The following is a 24,519-nucleotide window of genomic DNA, read 5'->3' as shown; positions in this document are numbered from 1 at the left end:
GTAACCTCCCTGCTCGCTTGCGTCACACACCCGGCATAACGGCGGCGCATGAGACCTGGACACGATTGAACGCCAACCGAGCCCGCAACACCGCCACCCCATAGATGACCAGGACCGCCACCGAACAGGCCCCGGAGAACACCAACACCGCCCAGTAGCCAAACGCCTCGATCAGGAACCCACCCGCGGCCGGCCCGAACGCCGCACCCAGAGACAGGCACAACGCGCCCAGCGCGACGAGCTTGCCCGACAGGTCGAATTCGGCCATGACGCCAAAGGTGTAGGCCAGCACGAAGCTGATCGAGAACAGAAAGCAGATAACCCCGGTCACGTAGCTCGTCAGCGAGGAGAATTGCGCCAGGGCCACCAGGCCCAGCAACTCCGCGAGGATGACCGCCGCCACCGGCAGGAAGCGTCCCATTTTCAGGCCGATCGCCGAGGCGATGAAGCCCCCGCCGGCATTGATTAAAAAGCCCAGCGCCAGGACCAGCCCGATCGTATCCGAGGTCAAGCCGGTCTTTTTGCCCATCAGTTCCAGGAACGCCCACACCGACATAATGCCGGTCAGGAACACCAGGCTGGCCAACAGACTCAACCACACAATGGCGCGGCTTTCAGTGCTGGCTATCCGCACGGCGGCCTCGGACGCATCCAGTTGGCGTTCGCTGCGGCGCGGTACCCAGGGCAGCGGCAGGATTCCCATCGCCACCATGGCCAGGGCGATGGTTATCAACATACCTTCAAAGCCCCACACCGGCGCCACCGCTACCGGCAGCACGATCAGCAGGAGAGCCCCCGGCACGGTCTCGATACCCAGCTTGAACCCGAACGCACGCTCAGGCTGGGAGCTGTCACCGAAAATCGTCATGGCCAGGGCATACAACGCTCCTGTGCCGGCGCCCGCCAGGGCCATTATCAGCAGCAGCATTTCATAGGACGGGTCGCGCATAACCGTCAGCACCGCGCCCACCACCACAGCCGACGACAGCGCCGAAATGAGCCGCCAGCTGAGCCGGTGGATCCACAGCAGGGACGCCAGCCCGAACGCGCCAAACCCCAGGTTCATGGCCATCGCTAGGTTGCCCAATTGGTGCTCGCCAAGCCCGAAACGTTCGGCAAGCGCACCAAACAGTACGGGGAGCACATTCAATAACAAGGCCCCCGCGCCGGAGACCAGCCCTGCACACACATAGACGGAAGTTCTATCGATCGGATTTATTTTTATAGTTTTCATGTATGTATCCTGGTTTTTGAACAGAGGTTCACATTTGCTTGACGACGGTCCTCACGGCGACCGCCCGGGCAGGCAGGCGGAGGGTCACCCCATAAGCAACCAACGCGCCCAACCCGCAACACCCCACCACCAGGCACATCGGCCATGCGGTGCCATCAGCCAAATGGCTGACCCACAGACTGGCCAGCGCCCCGGTAGCGAATTGCACCGAAATCCCCAGCGCCACGCTCGCGCCGGCCTGGCGTGGAAACAGCGTCATCAGGCTGGCCATGCAGTTGGCGCCGATCAAACCGGTCACACCCATGTACAGCACCATGCAACACACGATGCTCGCCAGCCCGCCCCATCCGGTATAGCCGACCAGCATCATCGCCAGCCCTGCCCCGCTCGCCAGTACCGTGCCCACCCCGAGCATGCGTTGCGGTCCGAAACGGCCCACCCAACGGGCGTTGATGAAGGTCACCAGGATGATGCCGAGGATGTTCAGGGCGAACAATGCGCTGAACACCCGTGGCGAGACGTCGAAGTACACCACGTAGACAAAAGGCGACGCGGTGATAAAGGCGAACATGCCGCCAAACCCCAAGGCCATGCACAGGATCAGCGCCACTGCCCTGGGTTGCCGGGCAATGGCAAGGTACGCCGCGAAGGCCGCCGGCACGGACGCACCGCGCTGCTGCACGGGCAAACTTTCCTTCTGGGTCAAGGCAACCAGCAACAGGCACAGGCTGGACAGGATGAACAACGCCGCGAAGATGGTGCGCCAGCCCTGGATCAGCACCAACCAGGTGCCGATCATCGGCGCGACCAGGGTCGCCATCATCGTCAGCACGTGCATCCACGACAGCACTTTGGCCGCCTCCACCAGGCCGACCAGATCCCTGGCGACGGCACGGGCCAGCACCAGCGCGCCCGCGCCACCCAAAGCCTGGAAAAAGCGCCAGGCAATCAGTTGCTCGACGCTGCCGGCAAACAGGCAGCCCAGGGTCGCGGCCACGTACAACACCAGGCTGCCGAGCAGCAACGGGCGCCGGCCATAGCGGTCGGACAATGGCCCGTAGCACAGCATGCCCAGGCACAGCCCGGCAAGAAACGCGCTGATGGTGTGCTGCACTTGCGCGGTGCTGGTCCCCAGGTCCTCGGCGATTTGCGGAAAGCTGGGCAGGTAAGTGTCAATCGAAAACGGCCCGAAGGCCGTCAGCGATGAAAGCAGCACGATCAAGCGGGCCCGCGGTTTCATCGAGCAGCAATCGCAAGGCTGTCAAGGAACGCGATGACCAGCCGGTTGAACGTCTCGCCCTGGTCGTCATGCACATAGTGGCTGGCGTCCGCGACTTCGGCGGTGCGCACCAGAGCATTGCTGTCGCGCATGGCTTGCAGCGTCGCCGCCGGCAAGAAATCCGAGCGCGTGCCGCGAATGAACAGAGTCGGGCAATCCAGGGCGCGCACCGCCGGCCACAGGTCGGTCGGCTCGATACTCAGGCGCGCCTCGGCGATGCCTTGCTGATCGTGACGCCAGGTAATCACGCCGGCACTTTCCTTCATCGAGTGTGCCAGCCGGGAAGCCAGGCCCTGCTCCGACAAGCCGGGGCGTGAGGTCTGCCAGAACGCGCGGGCGGCGTCCCAATTGTCGAATTGCAGTGGGGTCTGGTTCATCTCGCGGCGAATGCGCGCGGCGCCGTCACCCTGGATCGAGGAGCCGGGGCCGATGTCTTCGATGATAAGGCCCAACAGGCGGCCCGGGTTTTGCCGTGCGTATTCCAGGGCGTTGGCGCCGCCCAGCGAGTGCCCGAGCAAGACGAAGCGCTGCAGACCGGCGTGGGCGACGAAGTCCTGCAGGTCGTCCACATAGGACTGCGTGTGGTAGCTGGCGGACGGCGCCCAATCGCTCAGGCCGCGACCGCGCTGGTCCAGGGCGTACACGCAGAAGCCCGGGCCGAGCGCCGCAACCAGCGACTCCCAGGTCTGTGCGTAGGCACGCAAGCCGTGCAGCAGGACCAGAGGCACGCCGCTCGGGTTGCCCCAGCGCAGGACATGCAGGTTCAGGCCTGAACGGTTGGTGAAGAAACTACTGACTGAGTGCATAACTTCGCTCCGCTAATCTGCGTAGGAGCGAGCTTGCTCGCGAAAAACTCAAGTGCGCCGCGGTCATACAGACTGCCTGCGTTTTCGTTGACGTTCTTCGCGAGCAAGCTCGCTCCTACAGGGGCATGGGCCTGGATCGGATCAGAAACGATCGAAGCGATACGGGCTCGGATCAATGATCGGGGTGTGCCCGCTGACAATATCGGCCGCCAACTGGCCGGCCGCCGGCGAGGTGCCGAAACCGTGCCCGGAGAAACCGGTGGCCACGGTCAGGCCTGGGATCTGCGCGACCGGGCCGATCACCGGGTTGGAGTCCGGGGTCACGTCGATCGTGCCGGCCCAGGCCTGGGCTATTTTGGCTTGCTCGAACACCGGCCAGGCCGCGATGAGGTTGTTCATCGCGTCGTTATTGAGCTGCGGGTTGGCGGCCGGGTCCTGCACGCGCACGCGTTCGAACGGGCTGACACTGTCGGCCGACCAGCGTCGGGACAAGGCCAGGTCCTTGAAAAAATACCGCCCCAGCGACACATTCAACACACTACGCTGCGCACGGAATTGAGGCATGTATTGCTTGGCCAGCAACAGGTGGTCCAAGGTCAGGAAGGCGTCCAGCTTGCCGCGCTGGGTGATGATGAAACCGCCGTCCTTGTGTTTGCGAAAGGAAAAGTCCGGAGCGCCCACGGCAATTTCAGTGGGGCCTTGCATGGGATGGGTACGCAACACCGAACAGGTCAAGGCCAGGGTCGGCAAGGACACACCGAGGTTGCCCAGGAAGCGCCGCGACCACATGCCACCGGCCAGCAACACCTGGTCGCAGCGGATCTCGCCCTTTTCCGTGACCACGCCGCTGACCTTGCCGGCGGACATCTGCAGCGTACGCACCGCGCACTGTTCGATGATAACCACGCCCAGGGCCATGGCGGCCTTGGCAATCGCGCTGCTGGCCAGGGTCGGTTCGGCACGCGCATCGGACGGCGTATAGATCCCGCCGGCCCACGCGCCCGCCCCGCCCGGTACCCGCTGCGCGATCTCGCTATTGCTCAGCAAGCGCGAATCCAGGGACAGGTGCTCGACCGATTTGAGCCAGCCTTCATGCATCGCCATTTGCGCTTCGTTACGCGCGACGAACATGATGCCCTCTTGCCGGTAGCCCACGTCCGCGCCCACCCGCTCGGGCATCTGCGCCCATAAGCGATCTGCGGCCAGGGCCAGCGGAATATCATAGGCGTGGCGGCTGGTCTTGCGCACCCAGCCAAGGTTGCGTGAGGACTGTTCGCCAGCGATACGGCCTTTTTCCAGCACCACCACCGGGATGTTGCGTTCGGCCAGAGTCAGCGCAGCCGTCAGGCCGATGATTCCGCCGCCAATGATGACGACGGAGGTGGCGGTGGGACATTCGGTGCAGGTATTCACGGGCGCAATAGTCGGGGCCATGGTCAAGACTCGCAAAACAATAAAGGTCGGCCGCGCGGGCGCACGGCTGCGTAGCGGATTACTGCGTCAGGCGAATCACTTCGACCTGCGCCTTGGAGGCGTTGCGGTAAGCCGTCACTTCCAGTTCAACCTTGTAGACCGTCGAGCCCAACGGCGGGCACGTCACGGTACTGGCCGGGTCGACGCCGCGAAACTTCTCGCCGATCAGGGCCATCACCGTCGGCACGTCCTTGGGGTCCTGGATGAACACCCGCGAACACACCACATCGGCCAGGCTGGCATCCACGGCAGCCAGGGCGCTTTCGATGTTGGCGAACACTTGGTGCGTCTGCTCCAGGATATCTTCGGGGATCAGTTTGGTCTGCGGATTACGGCCGGCGGTATTGGACACATAGATCCAGTTGTCCACCACCACCAGGCGCGAATAGCTGGCCTGGTCTTCAAACGGCGAACCGGTCTTGAGCTTGATGATTTTTGTCATGTCGAAGGCCTCGTCAGTTGGGTAAGGAATGGCTCAGCGCAGTACCGGGGTTTCCCACAGGTTCAATTTCACGCCGATGCCTTTTTCGATGGCATTGCGGTACACCACGGTGCCCCACGCCACGTCTTCAACCGGCATGCCGCCGACCGACATGATGATGATCTCTTCATCGTTGCGGCGGCCCTGGGCATCGCCGGCGACTATCTTGCCAATGTCTTCGAGCTCATCGGCCTGCATCTTGCCTTCGGCAATCATGTCCATGAAGCGCACGCCGATTACCGGCACGCAGTGGTGCGCAGGCTTGGGCAGCTCTTCGAACCAGGCTTCGTACAGACCGGTGTTATCGAGCACTTTGCGTACGTCGCCGAGCTCCATGCCTTCATCAAGCGAGCAGGACGCCGGCATTGCCATGAAGCACCCTGGCTTGACCCACTCGCGCTTCACAATTGGGTAGATCGAGGGGTCGCCGGTCTCACCGGAGCTACAATAAGTAACAAGGTCGGAATCACGGACCACTTCTTCGAGGCTGTCGACCACGTTGATCGTGGTGATCTGCGGGTAGGTTTCCTTCACCCAGCCCAGGAAGTCATTCAGGCTTTTCTCACCCCGCCCCTTGATCTTCAAGGTGTCGATCTGCGGGCACACGGCGATAAACGCGGCGAGCGTGGTCTTGCCCATCACGCCCGGGCCGAGCAGACCGACCACTTTCGAGTCCTTGCGGGCCAGGTGGCGCGCGCCAACACCGGGTATCGCACCGGTGCGATACGCCGACAACAGGTTGGCCGACATATGCGCCAACGGGGCGCCGGTGTCAGGGTCATTGAGGGTAAACATCAGGATCGAACGGGGCAGGCCTTTGTCGCGGTTGGCGATGTTGGAGCCATACCATTTGACGCCCGCGGTGCAGAAGCTGCCGCCCAGATAGGCCGGCATCGCCATCATGCGGCGGTCGGCTGTCGGCTTGGGCATGTTCGGGAACGGCGAATCCTTCGGGAACACCACCATTGCGCCGTGGGAATCGTTGTTCGGCCCGGCCATGCGGTAGTCGCCGCTGTAGAGCAGGCCGAACATTTCCTCCATGGTATTAACACAGGCGAGCATGTCAGTGACGCCAGCCCGAATCATGTCCTGCTCGGACAAGTAGATGAAGTCTATGTTTGTAGTACTGGACATTATTATTCTCGACTGAAAGGGATATCGCAGCGGTAGGCGCTGCTCCCACGCTATCGAGGTCGAGTATCGGCGTGCGGTGGGTGACGGTATTGTAAATTTCGGACATCAAGTTTCGAGCGGGCCCTCGGAGTTGGCGTGAAAAATGCGTGAATATTCCCGCATATATCCACCTGAAGGTCCGGTCATGCTCAACCTGTGTTCACCGACCCTGCGGCAGCACACTGCTTACGAACAACCCTGGTTCGTACTCAACTCATCTCGGTATTCGGTCATGCCCTCCGAACACCCGGCGATTTCGCATTTCTACGCCTTCGATGTCGTCCACTCGGCTGACCTGCTGGCGGTGCCGGACGGCTGCGTGGACATCGTGTTCGACTGCGACGCAACGCGTCCCAGCGTGAGGATCTGCGGCACCCCGCTGGAGGCCCAGCGGGTCGAACTGCTGCAGGGCCATCATTATTTCGGCGTGCGCTTTGCGCCGGGGGTGATTCCGGGCTTCATCAATGTGATGGCCGAGGACCTGACCGAACAGGAATGGGACCTGCTGCAAGTGTCGGCGTTCGCCCAGCGCATTTTCGAAAGCATCGTCAACGCCCCGTTGCTGCAGGACCAGATCAAGCTGTTCAACGACTATCTCGCCCCGCGCCTGATGGGCCGTACCTCGAAGCTCACCGCGATGGTCATCCAGCAGACGCTGGCCCATCGCGGCGACCTGCGCATCCAGCACCTGGAAGACCTCAGCGGCTACACCAGCCGTACCATTCACCGCCAGTTCAGCCAGGACACCGGCCTCTCGCCCAAGACGTTCTGCCGGATCATTCGCTGCCAGGCGGCGCTGGAAAGCCTGAATACCCGGCACGATGTATCGTTCTCGGAACTGGCCCTGGACCTGGGCTTTTCCGATCAGTCGCACTTCCTGCGCGACTTCAAGAAGCTGGTCAGTACCACGCCCTGCGATTACCAGCGCAAAATGCTGCAGAGCGCCTACAACGAGCGCATCCGCTTCGCCTGAGCGCCCGCCCCCCCGGGCTGCGAAAACAATAATTCGCCTCTCCATCAATTCTCCACAAACCCTTCGCTGAACGTGCATGCTTGCGGTGCATCATTCACTCCGTTGCTGGAAAACAGTGCATGTTTAGCGCATTGAACCGCAACACCGCACATCGAACGAGCAGACCATGACTGAATCACTCCTCGCATCGCCCGCCAACCAGGCGCTGGTGCTGATCGCCGAAGACGAGCCGGAAATCGCCGATATCCTCACGGCCTACCTCAAGCGCGCCGGTTTTCGCACCGCGCATGCGCAGGACGGACGGCGCGCGCTGGAACTGCATCAACAGCTCAAGCCCGACCTGGTGCTGCTCGACGTGATGATGCCCAAGCTGGACGGCTGGATGGTGCTGGCGGAATTGCGTCATCGCGGCAATACACCGGTAATCATGCTGACGGCACACGACCAGGACATGGACAAGCTGATGGGCCTGCGCATCGGCGCGGACGATTACATCGTCAAACCCTTCAACCCGGCGGAAGTCATCGCCAGGATCCAGGCGGTGCTGCGCCGTTGCAGTGACCGCGGCGCCGGCCACAGCGTGGTGCGCGTCGACGCCTTTGAAATCGACATCGACAGCCATGAAGTGAACGTCTACATCGGCACGCGAAAACAGCCGTTGCACCTCACGGTGACCGAATTCAACCTGCTCGCACAGCTGGCCAAGGCACCGCGCCGCGTGTTCAGCCGTGCCGAACTGCTGGTGCTCTGCTCGCCGGAGAGCGACAGCCTGGAACGTACCGTCGACAGCCATATCAGCAAGTTGCGCCGCAAGATCGAAGACCTCGGCCTGCACGGCGTACCAACCAGCATCCGTGGCGTCGGCTACCGGTTCGGGAGCCAGGCATGAGAGTGCCCAACAGTTTGAGCCGGCAGATCATTTTGTCGATGTCGGCTGTGGTCCTGTGCGTGATTGCGCTCGCGGTCGTGGGCTCCTATGTGTTCTACGCCGTGCTCTGGAGCCTGTCGCCGCCCACGCAGCTGGAATTGGAAGCGGATGAATGGCTGCCCAGTGGCGTGGAATGGCTGTGGATGAGCCTGATTACCTGCGTCAGCCTGAGCTTGGGCGTGGCGATGGCGGTCAAGTTGTCCAAGCGCATTCTGATGCCGCTCAATTCGGTGGCAACGAGCCTGCGCAGCCTGGCTGCCGGCGACCTGGATGCACGCGCCGTGGCGCCCGATCTTTCCCTGGGCGAAGCCGCTCTGTTGGTGGATGACTTTAATAGCATGGCGAATCGACTCAAACACATGGCCGAGGAGCAAGCCTTCTGGAATGCCGCCATTGCCCATGAACTGCGCACCCCGCTGACGATCCTGCGCGGCCGCCTGCAGGGGTTGGCCGAGGGCGTTTTCGAGCCGGACACCGCGCAGTTCTACAGCCTGCTCGGCCAGGTCGAAGGCTTGACCCGCCTGGTCGAAGACCTGCGCGTGGTAGGCATGGGCGATAACGGCCACCTGGTCCTGGCACTCAGTGAGGTGGAACTGGCCGACGCACTGGAAGCCGAAGCGCGGCTGTTCGAGCCGAGCTTGAACAGCGCCGGCTTTAGCCTGCAGCTGAACCTGCGCAAGGGCCCCGTCTACTGCGACCCCGGTCGCATCCGCCAGGGCTTGCTGGCGCTGCTCGACAATATTCGCCGGCATGCCACGCCGGGCACTGTCAGCATTGAATTGGGCAGTGACGAGCGCGGTCACTTCCTGAGGGTCGCGGATGAAGGTCCGGGGATCGATGCGGCGTTCGCCGAGCATATTTTCGAGGCGTTCCAGCGTGGCGAGAGTTCACGCTCGCGCGCCCAGGGCGGCAGTGGACTGGGTCTTGCGGTGGTGCGCGCGATAGCCATCGCCCACGGCGGCGCGGTGACGTGTCGAACATTGATAAACAGCGGCACATTGTTTGAACTCAGTTGGCCCGCAGCATCACGTTTCACTGCCCAGACCTGATACCCGCTGAAACAAACCCGCTGTATATGAATACCCACCAAGGTGATGGCATGCGTTTGTGTATTGGCCTGTTCAAGCGGGCAAGAAAATACCGCCACTTTGCCTTACTGGACACACACGGACGTTGTATTGCTTTCATGAGTTGCGAAAGGATTCCCGCCAGGGGCGAATGGATGGAAGTCAGTGAAGTCAATCTCGCCTGGCTCAGCCAAACGCTGCCAGGCCATGAGCGCCGGGACAGAGAATAGCCGCATTGTCGCCTGCTTGGCTCTGATGTTTAACGTTCTCACGTGGATAACTGTTATGCCGACACAGCATTCAGCTCGCAACGCTATCGACCTTAAACAACTGGAAGCGTCACTTTCGCTCTACAAGTTTAAATTGAGAAAGTTGCAACGCTTCTGGATTCCCCTGCAGAAGTACGCCCCGCAAAGTGTCTTGGCGTTATGGTTAATCGGCGTGTGCGTTTCATTAGTGACACTGTCGTACTACCACTGGCTGGTCATCGCCCCGGCTATTTGTATATTGATTACCGCGGAAATCATTGTCGAAGAAGTCCAGATTGATCTGTTACTGATGACCGACGAAGTGCGTTACCTGCTCGACGTCACCCGTGACATTTATCAACGCAACACGTACCCCACAGGCGCCCCATGCCAGCCGTAACGCCGCCGATTCTGCTCGAAGAAAGTAAAAAGCTGGGGCAGCAATCCGCCAGCCAAACCCTCAAGGCTATCGCCAGGGCCTACCCCGGCAAACTGTCCGGCACCTTGTCGCTGGTCGCGCTGGAAAACGCCTTGCTGCTGGCCTATCCGCTGTTCGCCGGGTTTGCCGTCGACTCGATCATTCGTGGCGATGCCGGAAGTGCCGTGTGGTACGCCGCCGTCGTGCTCGGTTTCTGGGTGGTCGGCGCGGCCCGCCGGGCCCTGGATACGCGCACCTTCACGCGCATCTACGCCGACCTTGCGGTACCGGTGATTCTCAACCAGCGCCTGCAACGCCACAGCACCTCCAGGGCAGCGGCGCGCGTGGTGCTGGCGCGGGATTTCGTCGATTTTTTCGAAAAGCACGTACCAACCATCGCCACCGCACTGGTGTCGATCGTCGGCGCGGCGGCGATGCTGCTGGTGATCGAGCCCTGGGTCGGCCTGGCGTGCCTGCTCGCGCTGTTGCTGTGCGTCACGTTCATGCCTGGCTTTGCGCGGCGCAACCAGCGCTTGCACGAGCGCTTGAACAATCGCCTGGAAAAAGAGATCGGCCTGGTGGAAAAAGTCGGCGCACACACCCTGCGCCGTCACTATCACCTGCTGTCGCGCCTGCGCATCGGCTTATCCGACCGCGAGGCCATTGCCTTCCTGTCCATTGGCCTGCTGGCGGCGCTGCTGTTCGTCGTCGCGATTACGCAACTGGCCCTGGCACCGCAGATAAAAGCCGGGCACATCTACGCGGTGATGACCTATTTGTGGACCTTCGTCAGTTGCCTGGACGAAGCGCCCTCGATGATCGATCAACTGGCGCGGCTCAAGGACATCGGCAAACGCGTGGACCCCGGCCTGGACCGATAACTCACGCCGAACCCACATTTGGATTGCAGTGCATCAGATCCTTGGAGCATCAGCTAGACGCCCTGCGCGTTTCCGAAGGCGACTCGCCAAACAGCTCGCGATAATGCGTCGCGAAGTGGCTCAGGTGGAAAAAACCCATGGCCACAGCAATCTCGCCGACGTTTTTTTCGCTCGCGGACGTCGCGATCAGTCGACGGCGCACCGCATTCAGGCGCAAATTGCGCAAGTACTCGACCGGGCGCATGTCGGTCACCGCCTGGAAACTGTTCTGCAAGGTCCTGCGGCTCACGCGCAGTTGCTCGCACAGGTCAAGAATGCTCAACGGGGTATCGCCACTGGCGATGATTAATTCCTGGCTGCGCCTGACCAGATACGCACTGACCGCGAAGTTGCCACGCCGGCCACGCACTTCATCGCCGGCGTGGGTGAACAGATCAAGGAACGCACCGAGCAATTCATCCTCGAGCATCTTCTCCGCCGCCGGGCTGATCGTGTCGGCGTGTTCCAAAAAGTGACGAAACAGTGGATGGATACGCTGGCGAATGCGCAACAGTAACGCTTCATCCACGCTGAGCGCCGAGACGCTGGTCAAACGCTTGAGCTGCTCGCCGGACAACTCGACCGCCGCCAGTCTGGCAAAGCGCAACGCGTCCACATTCAAGGCGAAGAAATGTGTGCCCTGCGGTGCATGCAGCACAAATTCCTCGCCGTCCCGCAACAGCACCACGCTCTCGGCCCCCACCTGCTGGCCCTGCACCACCGGCGGGCTGCCCAGTGACATGGCCGCGCACAAGCGGCCCTTGGGCGAGCGGCCATGCTGCACCACACGCTTGTCCAGCACTTCCTGGAAGATCTGGAAGCGATCGCCGGACAGCTGGCGCAGCTCACTGGTCAGGCAGCCGCGACCGAGCTGGTCATAGACCTGCTGCCAGCCCTGGATCGAGCCGGCGTGCTGTTGAGAGTCATTGAAGGTGCGGACTTCGGCGAGCATGTTGGTCATTCCTCGGCGGCCTGATGCTTGTTTTTTGGCCTGAAGGGGGCTCAGTCATCCATAACGGTAGCGGGCGTTTGCGCAGGCGCGGGGCCGGCGTGGAAATCCAAAGCCAGTTCCGTGCCAAGCATCTGCAGACGATAAGCGCCCGTTTGTATCTCCAGCGGTGCCAGTAACGCGCCGGACAGCACAACCTGCCCGGCCGCCACGGGATGACCGTCCGCCAACAGGCGCCGCACCAGCCAGCAGAGATTGAACAGCGGGCTGTCCTCGCGTGCCTGGGTATTGCCGCTGCCCAGCAGCGCGCCCGCATGCTCCAGGCGATATTCCACGCAGGCATGCCGCGCCGCATCGAATGGCACCCGCGGCCCGACACAGTAAAGCCCGGCGGCAGCGTTATCGGCCAGGAACGCGCCCAGCCCGAATGTCCAACCCTGCCAGCGGCAATCGGCGATTTCAAAGGCCAGGGCCACCTCGGCAATCGCTGCCAGAATCTGCGCATCACTGTAGTCGCCCGGCACCAGCGTGCGCCCGAACACCAGCGCCAGTTCAACCTCGAGCTTGGGCTGGATCAGCCGCGCCAACGACACCGTGCTGCCCGGCGCGACCACCATGGCCGACGTAAGCGCGCCATATACCGGTTCGTCGAGGCCAAAACGCGCCTGCGCCGCGCGCCCGGCGAAGGCCACCTTCCAGCCGCTCAGGTGCTCGCCGCCTGCCAGGCGCTGCGCCAAACCCTGGCGCAGCAGCGCATAGCCTTGCTGTTTGTCCAGCGCCTCGGGCGACAACGGCGCGATGGCCCGGGCGCTGCGCCCGGCCTCGTGCAGTTGGCCGGTTAACTCGTCAGCGCTGCTCATGACAGTTGCGCCGCCAGCTTGCGCAGCACGCCGTCAAGCCGCTCAGGGGTGGTGATCGCCGCGACGAAACGGTCCGGACGCACTACAACGATGCAGTCGCGCACCTTGGAGAACCATTGGCCGAGGCGGTTATCCACGTCCTCCACACTCAAGGCCGCGTTGGCTGTCAACGGCTGGTTGCGCCCCACGCCGCTGCGCGAGCGATTGACCTGGATGAAACGTGTCTCCCACCGCGCCCAATACTCGGCCATCGGCTCACTGAGGTGGTCGCGCGGGTTCACCCGATAACCCAGTACGGCGTAGCCATTGCCGAGCACCTCATCGAGGCGCCGACGCTGGCCCTGGGCGTCTTCGATATTCGGCTGGATGAACAACTGCCCAACCAGATCATCCTCACGCAACTCGGCCCGTTCATGGTGGACCAGGCCCTTGGTGATGGTGGCCTTGGGTTTGAACTTGAATTCCAGCAAGTGCGAGCGCAGGTTATCCACAGTGTTGACGGCCTGGAACAGCCAGTCGCGCACACCGGCCATCAACGGGTTGGTCAGGCCGAGTACCGCGCCCATGTTGTCGGCCAGGGACACCAGCTCGGTTGCGTGACCACGCCGCTCCTGGTCGTAACTGGCGAGGATCGACGGCGCCGCGCGACCCTGGATGATCGCCGCCAGTTTCCAGGCCACGTTGGCCACGTCGCGCAGGCCGGAGTTGAGGCCCTGCCCGGCCCACGGCGGGGAAATATGCGCGGCGTCGCCCACCAGCGCCACACGCCCTTCGACAAACCGCGCCGCGACCCGCGAGTGGTGGGTATAGGCACGGATACGGATGATATTGAGGTCGTTCACGGCATCGCCGATATGCCCGTGGATCAACTGGCGAATCGTCGCTTCTTCGCACATTTTCGCTTCGTCCTCGCCTTCCATCAGCATGAATTCCCAGCGGCGCTGCTGGTATGGCAGGTAGATGCACACGAAGGGCCGCTGCGGGTCGGCATGCAGCGCGGTAAAGGGCGCATCGAGGGTGTCGTTGGCGGTGTCGACCACCACCCATTTACGCGGATGGGTCAGCCCGAGCAGCTCGACGCCGAGTTGCTTGCGCACCGTGGAGCGCCCGCCATCGGCACCGATCACGTAGTCCGCCCGGAGCTGGTAAAGCTCACCGTGGGCATCGCGCACCTGCAGGGTCACGCCCTCTGCGTCCTGCTCGAGTTCGAACAATTCGTGGCCCTGGCGCAACTCGACGCAGGGGTGCTGGCCGAGGTGTTCGCGCAGGGTGCCTTCAAGCAGCTGCTGCATGAAGATATTGCGCATCGGCCAGCCATAATGCGCGGTGCTCGGCTTGACCTCGGCGAAGCACACGCCGCGCGCATTGTAATAACGCAGCGGTACATCGCAGATCATGTCGCGCACCGCCAGGTCGGCGATGCCGATGCCCTGCAGCACGCGCAGCGCCTCATCGTCCATGCCCACGGCACGGGGATACGGCAGGATGCCGTCGGCCAGTTCGAGGACGACGCAGTCGATGCCGTATGTCCCCATATAGTGCGCGGCGGTGATCCCGTTGGGGCCACCGCCCACGATGACAACCTGGGTCTTCTCCTGCTTCATCGCTATTCACCGCTTTTCTTGTTGTGAGTTGAGTCCGGGCATGCGCATTTCTGTTGGAGCGAGCTTGCTCGCGAAGAACGCATAGGCACTGCATTTATCCAGAACGAACGCGTGATCGTTAACGTTCTTCGCGAGCAAGCTCGCTCCTACATGGGTGTTTTCAGTGCAGGCCGTCCAGGCCCTTGACCTCTTCGGCTTTCAGGCCGCCCAACCGCGCATGCAAACGCCCGCGCGTGGCGAAGGCCCAGATCACGACGATTTCATCCGGCGAAGGGCCGTCGCCGAAGGTCAGGGAGAAACTGTCATAGTGCGAACGCACATACAACGCGTCCTTGTGCGCCAGCGGCACGTCGATGGTCGAACCTGGGCCGCCACGCTTGCCGGTGGACGGCACCCACGACTTGCCACCGCCCAGGGCCACGCGGATGGGATCGGCGGCCGGGTTGGTCAGCAGCGCGTTACCGTGCTCGTACTCGCCTGCGCTGCCCACCAGGATAGCCTTGCCGTAGCTGATGATTTCACGGCTGCCGGCGAGTGCCTGGATGCGCCGGCCGAATTCTTCGCCCAACAGCGGCGACGGCTCGACCAATTGCGCCAGGTCCTGGCTGAAGCGCCCGGCATACGGGTTGTCGATCACCGCGGCCACGGCATACTTGAACAACGGCTCGCCATCGGCCAGTTGACCGGTCTCGTTGGCCAGGGTTTCTTCAACGAAGCTGTACCATTTGCGGATGTGATAGCTGGCGAAATTTGCAGTTTTCATCAGGTAAACCTCGGTTCAAAGCGGGTCAAGGGGGTCAAGCGTGATGTTGCGACTCGGCGCGCCGGCGGCCTTGAAGCGGGCCTTGCCGCACGCATCGTCATGCTCGGTCTCGAGAAAGAATTCCATGCGATTGCAATCGGGGTCGTTGAAATACAGGCCGTTGCCGATTTCGTGATCGGTGATTTTCACCACCTCGACGCCCTTCTCCAGCAACATGCCGTAGAGCTGGCGCAAGGTGGTCATATCACCGTCGATTTCCAATCCGTAGTGCTGCAGGCCCAGGCCGCCCTGGTGGGCGCCGGGTTCTGCACGAATCAAGGCGATATCGTGGTGCTTGGTGCCAAACGCCATCATGACCCAGCTTTCGCCCCGGGCACTTTCGTGCATGCCCAGGATGTCGGCATACCAGCGCGCCGACACATCAGGATCACTCACAAACAGCGATATGTGGGTCCGAAGGATTTTGACTTTCATCACCGGTTACCTCAGTTCTTCTTGACGATGGATTGATGCCCGGCCTTGATCTGCGCCACGGCGGGCGTCCACAGCACATCGGCGATCTCACTGAATTCACGCCAGTGCTTCTGCCAGCCATCACCGCCGTTGTCGGACGTGAACAAGTGCCCGTACTTGGTGCCCGCCACGATCTGGCGCGGGTTGGCCGGGTTGAAGGCAAGCGCCCAGACGCAGGAGTTGGGCTGCTGTGGCAGGGGCAAGACGTTCCAGCTGAGCGCGGCATCGCGGGAAACGAGGATCTTGCTGGTGGTGCCTGGCGTACCGTCGGAAATGCTCAGGTACAGCTCGTTTTGCGTGCCCAGCGGCGCGTTCATGGCGCGCAGGTAGTACAAACCGAAGGCTTCGCGGCCGATGATACCGGTCCAGGTCAGGCCTTCATCCAGGCTGCGGTAGACCGCGTTCACGCACACCACCACGATGACTTTCTCGCCGTGATTGGGCAGGACCACGATGTTGTGGATGTCCGAGTTGTAGTCCCACAACAGGCGGTCATCGACACGGGTCCAGGTGTCACCGCCGTCACGGGAATGGAACAACCCGCCCTCCTCCAGGCCGAACCACAACTGGTTGCGGTCGCTGGGGTCATAGGCGAAGGCCAGCAGGCGTGGGCGACTGACGCCGTCGCAGAACTCGGGGATTTCCACCGGCGCGCGATCCCAGCTCAGGCCGCCGTCCAGGGTACGCCACAACACGGCGCGCGAAGGCGCGCCGGTGCCGACGAAAATCCGTTGCGCGTCCTGCGGGTCGACGGCGACTTTCCACACCGTCTGCCCGTTGAACGGCGAATCGACACGCTGCCAATGGCCACCGGTGTCGTGGCTGACACACAAGCCCACGTCGGTGCCGGCATAGATGCGCTCGGGCGTGTCGGGGTGCACGCTGAGGGAGCGGGTGATCGCATCGAACTCGAGGTCCTGCCCCAGGCCCAGGCGATGCCAGGTCTTGCCGTCGTCGGCGCTGCGGATCACCGCCTGCCCGACGGTGGCCACCAAAAGGGTTCCGTTACTCATCTGTGATCCTCCTCAGATATAGATGCCACGGGTCAAACCGCCGTCGATGCCGATGGACTCACCGGTCACCGCGCCGGCCTTCGGCGAGGCCAGGAAACCGATCAGCCAGCCCATTTCAATCGGTGCCAGGGTGCGGCGAATCGGCGTGGCGTCGATATAGGCTTGCTCGACCTGTTCGGCGGTCTTGCCTTGCTTGACCGCTTCGCGCTCGTACAACTCCTGGATATGCGGGGTATCGACGACGCCGGGGTGAATCAGGTTGACCGTGATGCCCAATGGGCCCAACTGGTCGGACAGGGTCTTGGTCATGTGCGCGATTGCCAGGTTGCGCATGCCCGAAAGCACTTTGCTGCTGCGCCCGGTAAGCCCGCCGATGTTGATGATGCGACCGAAGCCGGCGGCCTTCATGTGCGGCGTCACGGCCTTGGCACAACGGAAATAGCCGATCACCTTGGTGTTGAGGTCCGACAGCAGTTCATCGTCGCCGGCGTGTTCGATGTCATTACGCACCACGCCGGACGGGGCCGCGGCACCGTTGACGAGGATGTCGATACGGCCGAAATGCTTGTACGCAGCATCGACCATCTCCGACACGGCCTTCATGTCATTGGTGTCACAGAACAGCGGCAGCACTTCGTTGCCGGTCTGTGCCGTGATTTCTTCGGCAGCCAGCTGCAGGAACGCCATGCGGCGCGCGCAGATCACAACCTTGCAGCCTTCCTCGGACAGAAAACGCGCGACTTCCTTGCCGATGCCCATGCCGCCGCCGGTGACGATCGCCACGCGGCCTTTCAATTCCAGATCCATTGCCATTTCCTCTTGTGATTATTCAGTTCAGGCGAGATCGACAAACACGCTTTTGGTCTCGGTGTAGGCGTCGATCACGTTCTTGCCCATTTCCCGACCCCAGCCGGATTGTTTGTAGCCACCGAACGGTGAAGAGGGATCGACCACGTTCCAGCAGTTGATCCATACCGAGCCGGCCTTGAGCTGTGCAGCCACGCGGTGCGCCGAACGCAAGTCGCGGGTCCACAGGCCAGCGGCGAGGCCATACGGCGAATCGTTGGCGCGCAACACCAGTTCATCGATTTCGGTCCAGCTCATGACGGTCAGTACCGGGCCGAAGATTTCTTCGCGGGCCACGCAGGCGCGTTCGGCACGGTCGAGGAACACGCTCGGTTGAATGAAATGCCCATGCTCCAGGTGCGCGGGACGGCCGCCACCGCAGATCAGTTCGGCGCCCTCTTCCTGGCCCCGCTGCAGGTAGCCCTTGACGGTGTTCAACTGCCGCGCGGACACCAACGGCCCCATGCTGTTGGCCGGGTCCAGGCCATTGCCCAGGACATAGGCGGCGGCGTGGCGCTGCAGTTCTTCGAGCACCTGGTCGAGCACACTGGCGTGGACGTACAGGCGTGAGCCCGCCGTGCATACCTGGCCCTGGTTGTAGAAAATCCCATCGGCGGCCCCCTTGGCGGCGCGCGCAATGTCGGCGTCGGGCAGGATGATGTTCGGCGACTTGCCGCCCAGCTCCAGCGAGACCTTTTTCATGTTGACGGTGGCCGCCTGGGCGATCAGCCGCCCGACCTGGGTCGAGCCGGTAAAGGCGATCTTGTCTACGTCGGGGTGCTGTGCCAGCGGTGCACCAGTGTCGGCGCCAAGACCCGTGATCAGGTTGACGACGCCGGCGGGAAAGCCTGCCGCCTCGATCAGTTGCACCAGGCGGATCGCGATCAGCGGCGTCTGCTCGGCGGGCTTGAGCACCGCCACGCAACCGGTGGCCAACGCGGGGCCGAGCTTCCAAACGCACATGGTCAATGGGAAGTTCCACGGCACGATCAGCGCGCAGACCCCCACCGGTTCGCGCAACGTGTAGTTGAGCATCGGCGCGCCGCTGGCCGGTGATACGGGCAGCGTGCTGCCTTCGATCTTGGTGGGCCAGCCGGCAAAGTAGCGAATGATATTCGTCGCGCTGGCCGCTTCACCGCGCGCGTTGGCGATAGGTTTGCCGTTCTCCAGGGTGATCAGTTGCGCCAGTTCCTCACGGTGCTGGTCCAACAGATCGGCCAGGCGAAACAGCAACAGGCCGCGCTGCGCCGCTGACTGCAAGGCCCAGGTGCCGGTGAAGGCTGCGCGCGCGGCCGCAACGGCCGCATTCACATCACGCTCATCGCCTTGGGCGACTTCGGCCAGGGTCTGTTCAGTGGCCGGGTTTTCCACGGCAACGCGGCGACCGCTGGCGGCGTCCTGCCACGTACCGCCGATGAACAGGCGACCGGGCTGCGCCAGGAACGCCTGGACGGCAGGTAATAATTCGGGCTGATACATAGTCGACTCCTTCACAGCGCCATTTCGATCAGGCAAGGACCACGGTCGGCCTTGGCATTGACCAGCGCCCGTTGCAGTTCGGCATTGGTCTGTACCGTGCAGGCCGGTACCCCGTAGCCTTTGGCCAGGGCCTTCCAGTCAATACGCGGGCTGTCGAGCACGGTCAGGCGCAGGGCTTGCGGGTCCATTTCGGTCATGCCGAAACGGCGCAGCTCGTTCTGCAAAATCGCGTAGCGATGGTTGGCGGCAATCAGGATCACCACCGGCAACTGCTCCCGAGCGATGCTCCACAGGGTTTGAATGGTGTACTGGGCACTGCCGTCCGATTGCAGGCAGAACACGCTATTGCCGCGCTCCGCCAAGGCGGCACCGAACCCCACCGGAATCCCCTGGCCAATCGCGCCACCGGTATTGGTCAATACCCGATGCCGCGCGGCGCGGGCGGAGGCGGTAAAGAACGGATAGCCGCAGGTGCCGCCCTCAACCGAGACGATGCTGTCTTCGGGCAGTGACGCGGCCAGCACTTGGCCGATGGATTGTGGCGTCAGCTCGGCATGACCGGGCGGCAGTTCGATACCCTCCGGGGTCGGCACATAGGCCGGTGCGTTCAGGGCATCGGCCAACGCCGTCAGCGCGCCGGAAACATCGTCACCGACTTCCGCCAGCGTCAGCAGGCGTTCACGTTCGGCCAGGCGCGACGGGATGCCTTCGTAGCCGAAGTAGCTGATGGGCTCGGGCACGCCTGCACAAATGACCAGGTCGTACTGCTCCAGAATTTCAATCGCCACCTCCGGGAAATACGGCAGGCGATCCAGGTCCGGCAAGCCACCGCCACGGTAACTCAGGCGCGGAAAGGTCTCGGCAAACAGGCGCACGCCGGGCAGTTGCGCCAGGCGCCCCGCCGCTTCCAGTCCCGCGACTGATAAGCCCTCATCGCCGACGATGAACACCAGCCGCTTGCCGTCACGCAATGCCTGCGCCACGGTTTCGATCCGGTCACTGGCAAACCGGCGAACCGGTGCGCGCAGAGGTGCGAACACACCGTTGTGCGTCACTGCGTGAGCCTGCAGGTCCATGGGCAGAATCAAACTGGCGATTTGGCCTTTGGCCTGCCAAGCCGCACGCACGGCTTCCTGTAAATCCTCACCGATTCCCGACGCGGTGCGCGAGGTGCGCACCCAGCCGGAGACAGCACCGGCCAAGGCCTGGATGTCGCTGGCCAAGGGCGGATCGTAGTTGACATGCCAGGAGGCGTGATCGCCGATGACGTTGACGATCGGCGTATTGGCCCGACGCGCGTTATGCAGGTTGGCGATGCCATTGGCAAAGCCCGGGCCCAAGTGAGTCAGGGTCATTGCCGGCTTGCCGGCGATCCGGCCATAGCCGTCAGCGGCGCCGGTGCAGACCCCTTCGAACAGCGACAACACCGGCTTGAGAGCAGGTGCGCTGGCCATGGCGGCCACCAGAGGAATCTCGGTGGTCCCGGGGTTGGCGAAGCAGTACTCGATACCGCTTGCCGCTGCCGCATTCACTATCAGTTGCGCACCATTCATTGTCAGCCCTCTTGCTTGAGCGTTTTCTTTGTTGAGATTTATCACACAATATATCTCACCAAGCAAGAATTTAATGACTGAAATCTCTTTATTTGAGATTTAAGTAAATTTAAAATCTGAAAAGCTTAGCCTGTCGACCTGCAGGGTCGGGCTTGCTCGCGAATGCGGTTTGTCAGTAACTTCCATCACTGGCCCACCGCTTTCACGCGCAAGACCGCTCCCGCATTGGATCTGCGCTGTTTTCGCCTATAGTGCTTACCCGCATGCCATCCCTTCTCTAGGAACGAAATGAGCAGCCTGAGTAAATTGCTGAATGTCCTGGACCTGTTCGGTCCGGCGACGTTGAAGATCGACCCGGACACCATCGCCGAGCGCATGGGCCTGTCGCGCGCCACCGCGTATCGCTATGTCAAGGAATTGTGCGACGCCGGCCTGCTGACCCGCGTGGACGCCGGCCACTACGGCCTGGGGCCGCGCGTGATCGAGCTGGACTGGATGATGCGCCAGTACGACCCCATCCTTCTGGCGGGGCGCGAGTTGATGCACGAGCTGTCGGCGCAGACCGGCCTGGCGGTGTTCGCCAGCGTCTTCTACGACGGACGCATCATCAACACCTACATTGCCGAACCCTCCGACACGTATCACTTCTCCTTCGGGCGCGGGCATCCGCTGCCCTTTTTTCGCGGCGCGCAGTCCAAGGTATTGATCGCTTTCCAGAAAGGTCGACGCCTGCAGCGTCTGTTCGAAGAGCATATGGCCAGCGACCCGGAAAGCCCGTACGACTGGGCCAGCTTTGCCAAGGCCACAAAGAAGATTCGCAAGGATGGGTACTGCATGACCCATGATGAACTCAACCTCGGCCTGACCGGCATCGCCGCGCCCATCATCCAGCCGGATATCGACGAGGTGATCGGCAGCCTGTCCGCCGTCGGCAGCACCCAGAGCTTCAAGCTGCTGCGCCAGGAAACCGTGATTGAAATGGTCATGGACACCACCCGCCGGATTGCCGAGAACCTGCGCAATCCGCCGGGCGCCGCCGCATCCTGAGGTTCAGGCGCGGCGGCTGCGGTGGGCTAGAACGGCACGGCGATGGTCAACTGACTGTAAACGTTGGTGCCGTTGCCGGCGACCTGGTTGCCGCCCGTGGTGGCGTCCTGCTTGGGCTTGTAGAGGCCGATCAGCGGCGTGACGATCAGGTGCGGGTTGACGGCCCACTCGGCGTATACATCCAGCTCCCGAGCATTGAGGTTCAGCGCATTGCTTTTGCGTACGGTGTCGAAGTCGAAGTACAACGCACCCAGGGTCAGGTTTTCCAGAGGCGTGGCCTTGAGGGCCACGTGCTGGATGCTGGTGTTGCTATTGAACGGCCCGGCATAGTTGCCCGCGACTTCGCCCTGCAGCCAGGTGCCATAGCCAGTGCTCAAGCCGGTGAACAGCGAATCCCACTGCTGTGAGTAGCGGGTGTAGCGGTAGCTGACCTTTGGCGCCCAGGCGACATCGGCAAAGGTATAGCCGGCTTCGCCGTACCAGGCTTTTTCGGGGCCGGTGTCCTTATCCTGCCAGGCATATTCGAACGCCAGGCTGACATTCGGCAGACCTGCGTCGCCTTCGCCGCGCACGCTGTAGACATTCATGCCCTTGCGCTGGCGCTGAAAATCACTGGCCCAGCGTTCGTTCACATCGATGCCGTGCACCCAGGTCAAGCCCAGTGTGCCCGGCTTGGTGGTGTAATCCAGGGTACCGGCGGCCACTTCGGTTTCAGCCTGGGCGCGGTTATCGGACTTGAGCCACAACAGGCTGCCGTGCAGACCATCCTTGCCGCCCAGCCGCAGGAACGCGGTTTGATCGAAGGCGTGCCGCGCGGCCAGGTAATACGCACCGCCACGGTTCATCGTGCCATTGGCCGGGCCCTTGCCCAGGTTCGGACCGTCGTCGTTGATCAGGAAGCCACTGCCGAGCTTGACCACCTGGCGACCGCCGGAAATGTCCACGCCATCCTTGCCCAGGGCCGGAAACAGGTCGCCGGAGCGCCAACCCAGGTTTGCATCTTCGATTTTGGTGGTGCGTTCGCTGCCCAGGGTATTGCCGGCCGGGTCGCCGTCACCCCAGGTCGCGGAACTGACGAGCGCGAAGGCGCCATAGGCGGTGCCATTGCCGGCCAGGGACTGGTCGCCGCTCAAACCATACTTGATGAAACCTTCGCGCCAGGTCGAACCGCCCGGCGTGCCGTCATAGTTCTTGCGGCTGTTGAACATGCCGAACACGGCGGTCATGTCGGCATTCAGATGCCGGCTCTCATCGCTGTACAACTCATAGGCCCGGGCCTGGCTGATGGCGCAAAGCGTCAACGTACAGGCCAACGTACCGCTGAGAAATGACGTGGAGGGATACCGCATGATCGAAGCTCCTTGGGTGCGCCTTTTGAGAGGCTGTCTTAGTTGTTGAGGCGTTATTCGGCTGCGCGCTTGTTGACGAACAGCAACTGCTGGCCGGTAAATTCCAGCAACCCTTCCAGGCCGAACTCGACGCCGAAGCCGGACATCTTGCTGCCGCCGAACGGCGTGTTCGGCTGAATGCGCGCGTGGCAGTTGACCCAGGCCACGCCACTCTCCAGACGGCTGGCCAATGCCTGCGCCTGCTCAACGTCCGGGCCCCAGACCGAACCGCCCAGGCCCATGTCGCCGGCATTGGCGCGGCGCAACACATCCTCGACATCCTGATAAGCGATCAGCGGCAATACCGGCCCGAACTGTTCCTCGTCGACCAGACGCTGGCCATCGGTCACATCCGCCACCAGTGTGGGCGGGTAGAAGAAACCAGGACGATTCAGGCGTGCGCCGCCACACAGCACCCGCGCACCGTGTGCCCGCGCATCGGCAATCAGGGCGTCCACCAGTTGCAGTTGATCAAGGTTCTGCACCGGGCCGAAGTTGACGCCGGGCTCCAGGCCATCACCGACCACCTGGCGCTCGGCAATCCGCGTCAGGGCCTCGGCAAACGCCTGGTACTGGGATTCGTGAATGTACAAGCGCTTGAGTGCGGCGCAGGTCTGGCCCATGTTGAGGAAGGCGGCCTGGAAGATCTCTTCGGCCACCTCCTCCACCGACGTACCCGGCAATACAATCGCCGCGTCGTTGCCGCCCAGTTCCAGGGTAAGGCGCTTGAGGTTGGTGGCGGCCCCGCGCATCACGCTTTGGCCGGTGGCGGTGGAGCCGGTGAACACAATCTTCTGGATCCCCGGGTGCGACGTGATCGCGCTGCCGAAACCCTGCTCGCCGGTCACGCAGTTGATCACACCGTGGGGCACATGACGCCCGATAATTTCGACCAGGCGCAACGTGCTAAGCGGCGTCAGGCTCGATGGCTTGCTGATCACGCAGTTACCCGCGCGCAGCGCCGGCATGATGTGCCACACGGCGATCATGAAAGGCCAGTTCCACGGCGTGATGGACGCCACCACACCCAAGGGCTTGCGGTGCAGTTCGATGCGCTGGGTCGGGGTTTCTTCCACCAGTTCCACGGCGATCTCCTGCCCGGCGGCGTAGCGGGTCCAGGCGGCGGCGCCCATGACTTCGGAAAACGCCAGCTCAAGCGGTTTTCCTTGTTCCTGCACGATCAGCCGGGCCAGTGCATCAGCGTCCTTTTCGATCGCATCGGCAATCGCATTGAGGTGCTCACAGCGCTGCCCATGGGTACTGTGGCGCCAGGTCTTGAAAGCGGCCTGAGCGGCGGCAACCGCCTCGTCCAACTGGGACAGCGAGCCGGCCGGGCATTGGGCGAATGCGGCGCCGGTGGCGGGATTGATCACGTCAAACTGGCCGTTTTCACCGGCAACCGAAACGCCGTTGATGAGCATCTTGTAATGGTGCATATGCAATTTCCTTTAACGCAGACGAGCCCTGCCGCACAACGGCAGCGAACAATTCACAGGAGAGAGGT

Annotated in this window: 23 protein-coding genes; 6 read left to right on the top strand and 17 right to left on the bottom strand. The window is 62.6% G+C overall.

Going from position 1 to position 24,519, the window contains the following annotated elements; genetic code table 11:
- Positions 1-22: 22 nt before the first annotated feature.
- From ASE80_RS08005 to ASE80_RS07980, 6 genes are all read right to left on the bottom strand, one after another.
- Positions 23-1,234 carry an MFS transporter gene (locus tag ASE80_RS08005; protein WP_236447832.1) on the bottom strand — a complete coding sequence of 404 codons (1,212 nt, stop codon included), beginning with the start codon at positions 1,232-1,234 and terminating at the stop codon, positions 23-25.
- 28 nt (positions 1,235-1,262) lie between these two features.
- Positions 1,263-2,474, bottom strand: a complete 1,212-nt coding sequence (locus ASE80_RS08000) for a multidrug effflux MFS transporter (RefSeq protein WP_056858434.1) — start codon at positions 2,472-2,474, stop codon at positions 1,263-1,265.
- Positions 2,471-3,319: an alpha/beta fold hydrolase gene (locus tag ASE80_RS07995; protein ID WP_056858433.1), complete on the bottom strand. Its 849-nt coding sequence runs from the start codon at positions 3,317-3,319 to the stop codon at positions 2,471-2,473. The genes ASE80_RS08000 and ASE80_RS07995 overlap by 4 nt, the downstream gene beginning before the upstream one ends.
- A gap of 141 nt (positions 3,320-3,460) precedes the next feature.
- Positions 3,461-4,753, bottom strand: a complete 1,293-nt coding sequence (locus ASE80_RS07990) for an NAD(P)/FAD-dependent oxidoreductase (protein ID WP_056858432.1) — start codon at positions 4,751-4,753, stop codon at positions 3,461-3,463.
- 58 nt (positions 4,754-4,811) lie between these two features.
- Complete coding sequence (locus ASE80_RS07985) at positions 4,812-5,234, bottom strand: RidA family protein (RefSeq protein ID WP_056858431.1); 423 nt, start codon at positions 5,232-5,234, stop codon at positions 4,812-4,814.
- Between the two features lie 33 nt (positions 5,235-5,267).
- Positions 5,268-6,407 (bottom strand): tyramine oxidase subunit B, encoded by a 1,140-nt coding sequence (locus tag ASE80_RS07980; protein WP_056858430.1) that lies wholly within the window; start codon positions 6,405-6,407, stop codon positions 5,268-5,270.
- A 184-nt stretch (positions 6,408-6,591) separates the two neighbouring features.
- Between ASE80_RS07980 and ASE80_RS07975 the strand changes: the two genes are divergently transcribed.
- From ASE80_RS07975 to ASE80_RS07955, 5 genes are all read left to right on the top strand, one after another.
- A complete protein-coding gene (locus ASE80_RS07975) occupies positions 6,592-7,419 on the top strand; it encodes an AraC family transcriptional regulator (protein WP_056858429.1) in 828 nt (275 codons plus the stop codon).
- Positions 7,420-7,585: 166 nt separating this feature from the next.
- Positions 7,586-8,308, top strand: a complete 723-nt coding sequence (locus ASE80_RS07970; protein ID WP_056858428.1) for a response regulator — start codon at positions 7,586-7,588, stop codon at positions 8,306-8,308.
- The gene (locus ASE80_RS07965) at positions 8,305-9,396 is read left to right on the top strand and encodes an ATP-binding protein (RefSeq protein ID WP_056858427.1); all 1,092 of its coding nucleotides are present in this window, start codon (positions 8,305-8,307) and stop codon (positions 9,394-9,396) included. The genes ASE80_RS07970 and ASE80_RS07965 overlap by 4 nt, the downstream gene beginning before the upstream one ends.
- A 183-nt stretch (positions 9,397-9,579) precedes the next feature.
- The gene (locus ASE80_RS07960; protein WP_329606454.1) at positions 9,580-10,062 is read left to right on the top strand and encodes a hypothetical protein; all 483 of its coding nucleotides are present in this window, start codon (positions 9,580-9,582) and stop codon (positions 10,060-10,062) included.
- Entirely contained in the window at positions 10,050-10,961 is a 912-nt protein-coding gene (locus ASE80_RS07955) for an ABC transporter six-transmembrane domain-containing protein (RefSeq protein ID WP_056858426.1), read from the top strand. The genes ASE80_RS07960 and ASE80_RS07955 overlap by 13 nt, the downstream gene beginning before the upstream one ends.
- 49 nt (positions 10,962-11,010) lie before the next feature.
- On the opposite strand, the gene ASE80_RS07950 is transcribed toward ASE80_RS07955, so the two are convergent.
- From ASE80_RS07950 to ASE80_RS07910, 9 genes are all read right to left on the bottom strand, one after another.
- A complete protein-coding gene (locus tag ASE80_RS07950) occupies positions 11,011-11,952 on the bottom strand; it encodes a helix-turn-helix domain-containing protein (RefSeq protein ID WP_056858540.1) in 942 nt (313 codons plus the stop codon).
- Positions 11,953-12,002: 50 nt separating this feature from the next.
- Positions 12,003-12,809 (bottom strand): 2-keto-4-pentenoate hydratase, encoded by an 807-nt coding sequence (locus ASE80_RS07945; protein ID WP_056858425.1) that lies wholly within the window; start codon positions 12,807-12,809, stop codon positions 12,003-12,005.
- Complete coding sequence (locus tag ASE80_RS07940) at positions 12,806-14,413, bottom strand: bifunctional 3-(3-hydroxy-phenyl)propionate/3-hydroxycinnamic acid hydroxylase (protein ID WP_056858424.1); 1,608 nt, start codon at positions 14,411-14,413, stop codon at positions 12,806-12,808. The genes ASE80_RS07945 and ASE80_RS07940 overlap by 4 nt, the downstream gene beginning before the upstream one ends.
- Positions 14,414-14,573: 160 nt before the next feature.
- Entirely contained in the window at positions 14,574-15,176 is a 603-nt protein-coding gene (locus ASE80_RS07935; protein WP_056858423.1) for an amino acid synthesis family protein, read from the bottom strand.
- 15 nt (positions 15,177-15,191) lie between these two features.
- The gene (locus ASE80_RS07930; RefSeq protein ID WP_056858422.1) at positions 15,192-15,650 is read right to left on the bottom strand and encodes a VOC family protein; all 459 of its coding nucleotides are present in this window, start codon (positions 15,648-15,650) and stop codon (positions 15,192-15,194) included.
- Positions 15,651-15,661: 11 nt separating this feature from the next.
- Entirely contained in the window at positions 15,662-16,702 is a 1,041-nt protein-coding gene (locus ASE80_RS07925) for a VPS10 domain-containing protein (RefSeq protein WP_056858421.1), read from the bottom strand.
- A 12-nt stretch (positions 16,703-16,714) separates the two neighbouring features.
- A complete protein-coding gene (locus ASE80_RS07920) occupies positions 16,715-17,509 on the bottom strand; it encodes an SDR family NAD(P)-dependent oxidoreductase (protein WP_056858420.1) in 795 nt (264 codons plus the stop codon).
- A 27-nt stretch (positions 17,510-17,536) separates the two neighbouring features.
- The gene (locus ASE80_RS07915; RefSeq protein WP_056858419.1) at positions 17,537-19,027 is read right to left on the bottom strand and encodes an aldehyde dehydrogenase family protein; all 1,491 of its coding nucleotides are present in this window, start codon (positions 19,025-19,027) and stop codon (positions 17,537-17,539) included.
- 11 nt (positions 19,028-19,038) lie between these two features.
- Complete coding sequence (locus ASE80_RS07910) at positions 19,039-20,580, bottom strand: acetolactate synthase large subunit (protein ID WP_056858418.1); 1,542 nt, start codon at positions 20,578-20,580, stop codon at positions 19,039-19,041.
- Between the two features lie 288 nt (positions 20,581-20,868).
- Between ASE80_RS07910 and ASE80_RS07905 the strand changes: the two genes are divergently transcribed.
- Positions 20,869-21,627 (top strand): IclR family transcriptional regulator, encoded by a 759-nt coding sequence (locus ASE80_RS07905; RefSeq protein WP_056858417.1) that lies wholly within the window; start codon positions 20,869-20,871, stop codon positions 21,625-21,627.
- A 26-nt stretch (positions 21,628-21,653) separates the two neighbouring features.
- On the opposite strand, the gene ASE80_RS07900 is transcribed toward ASE80_RS07905, so the two are convergent.
- Positions 21,654-22,976: a hypothetical protein gene (locus tag ASE80_RS07900; RefSeq protein ID WP_175538043.1), complete on the bottom strand. Its 1,323-nt coding sequence runs from the start codon at positions 22,974-22,976 to the stop codon at positions 21,654-21,656.
- A gap of 53 nt (positions 22,977-23,029) precedes the next feature.
- Positions 23,030-24,451 (bottom strand): aldehyde dehydrogenase family protein, encoded by a 1,422-nt coding sequence (locus ASE80_RS07895; protein ID WP_056858416.1) that lies wholly within the window; start codon positions 24,449-24,451, stop codon positions 23,030-23,032.
- Positions 24,452-24,519 lie beyond the last annotated feature (68 nt).

The organism is Pseudomonas sp. Leaf15 (genome assembly GCF_001421425.1).
In the GTDB taxonomy this organism is placed as follows: domain Bacteria; phylum Pseudomonadota; class Gammaproteobacteria; order Pseudomonadales; family Pseudomonadaceae; genus Aquipseudomonas; species Aquipseudomonas salomonii.
The sequence above is the reverse complement of the archived record's forward strand: the minus strand, read 5'-3'. Positions and strand labels throughout refer to the sequence as shown.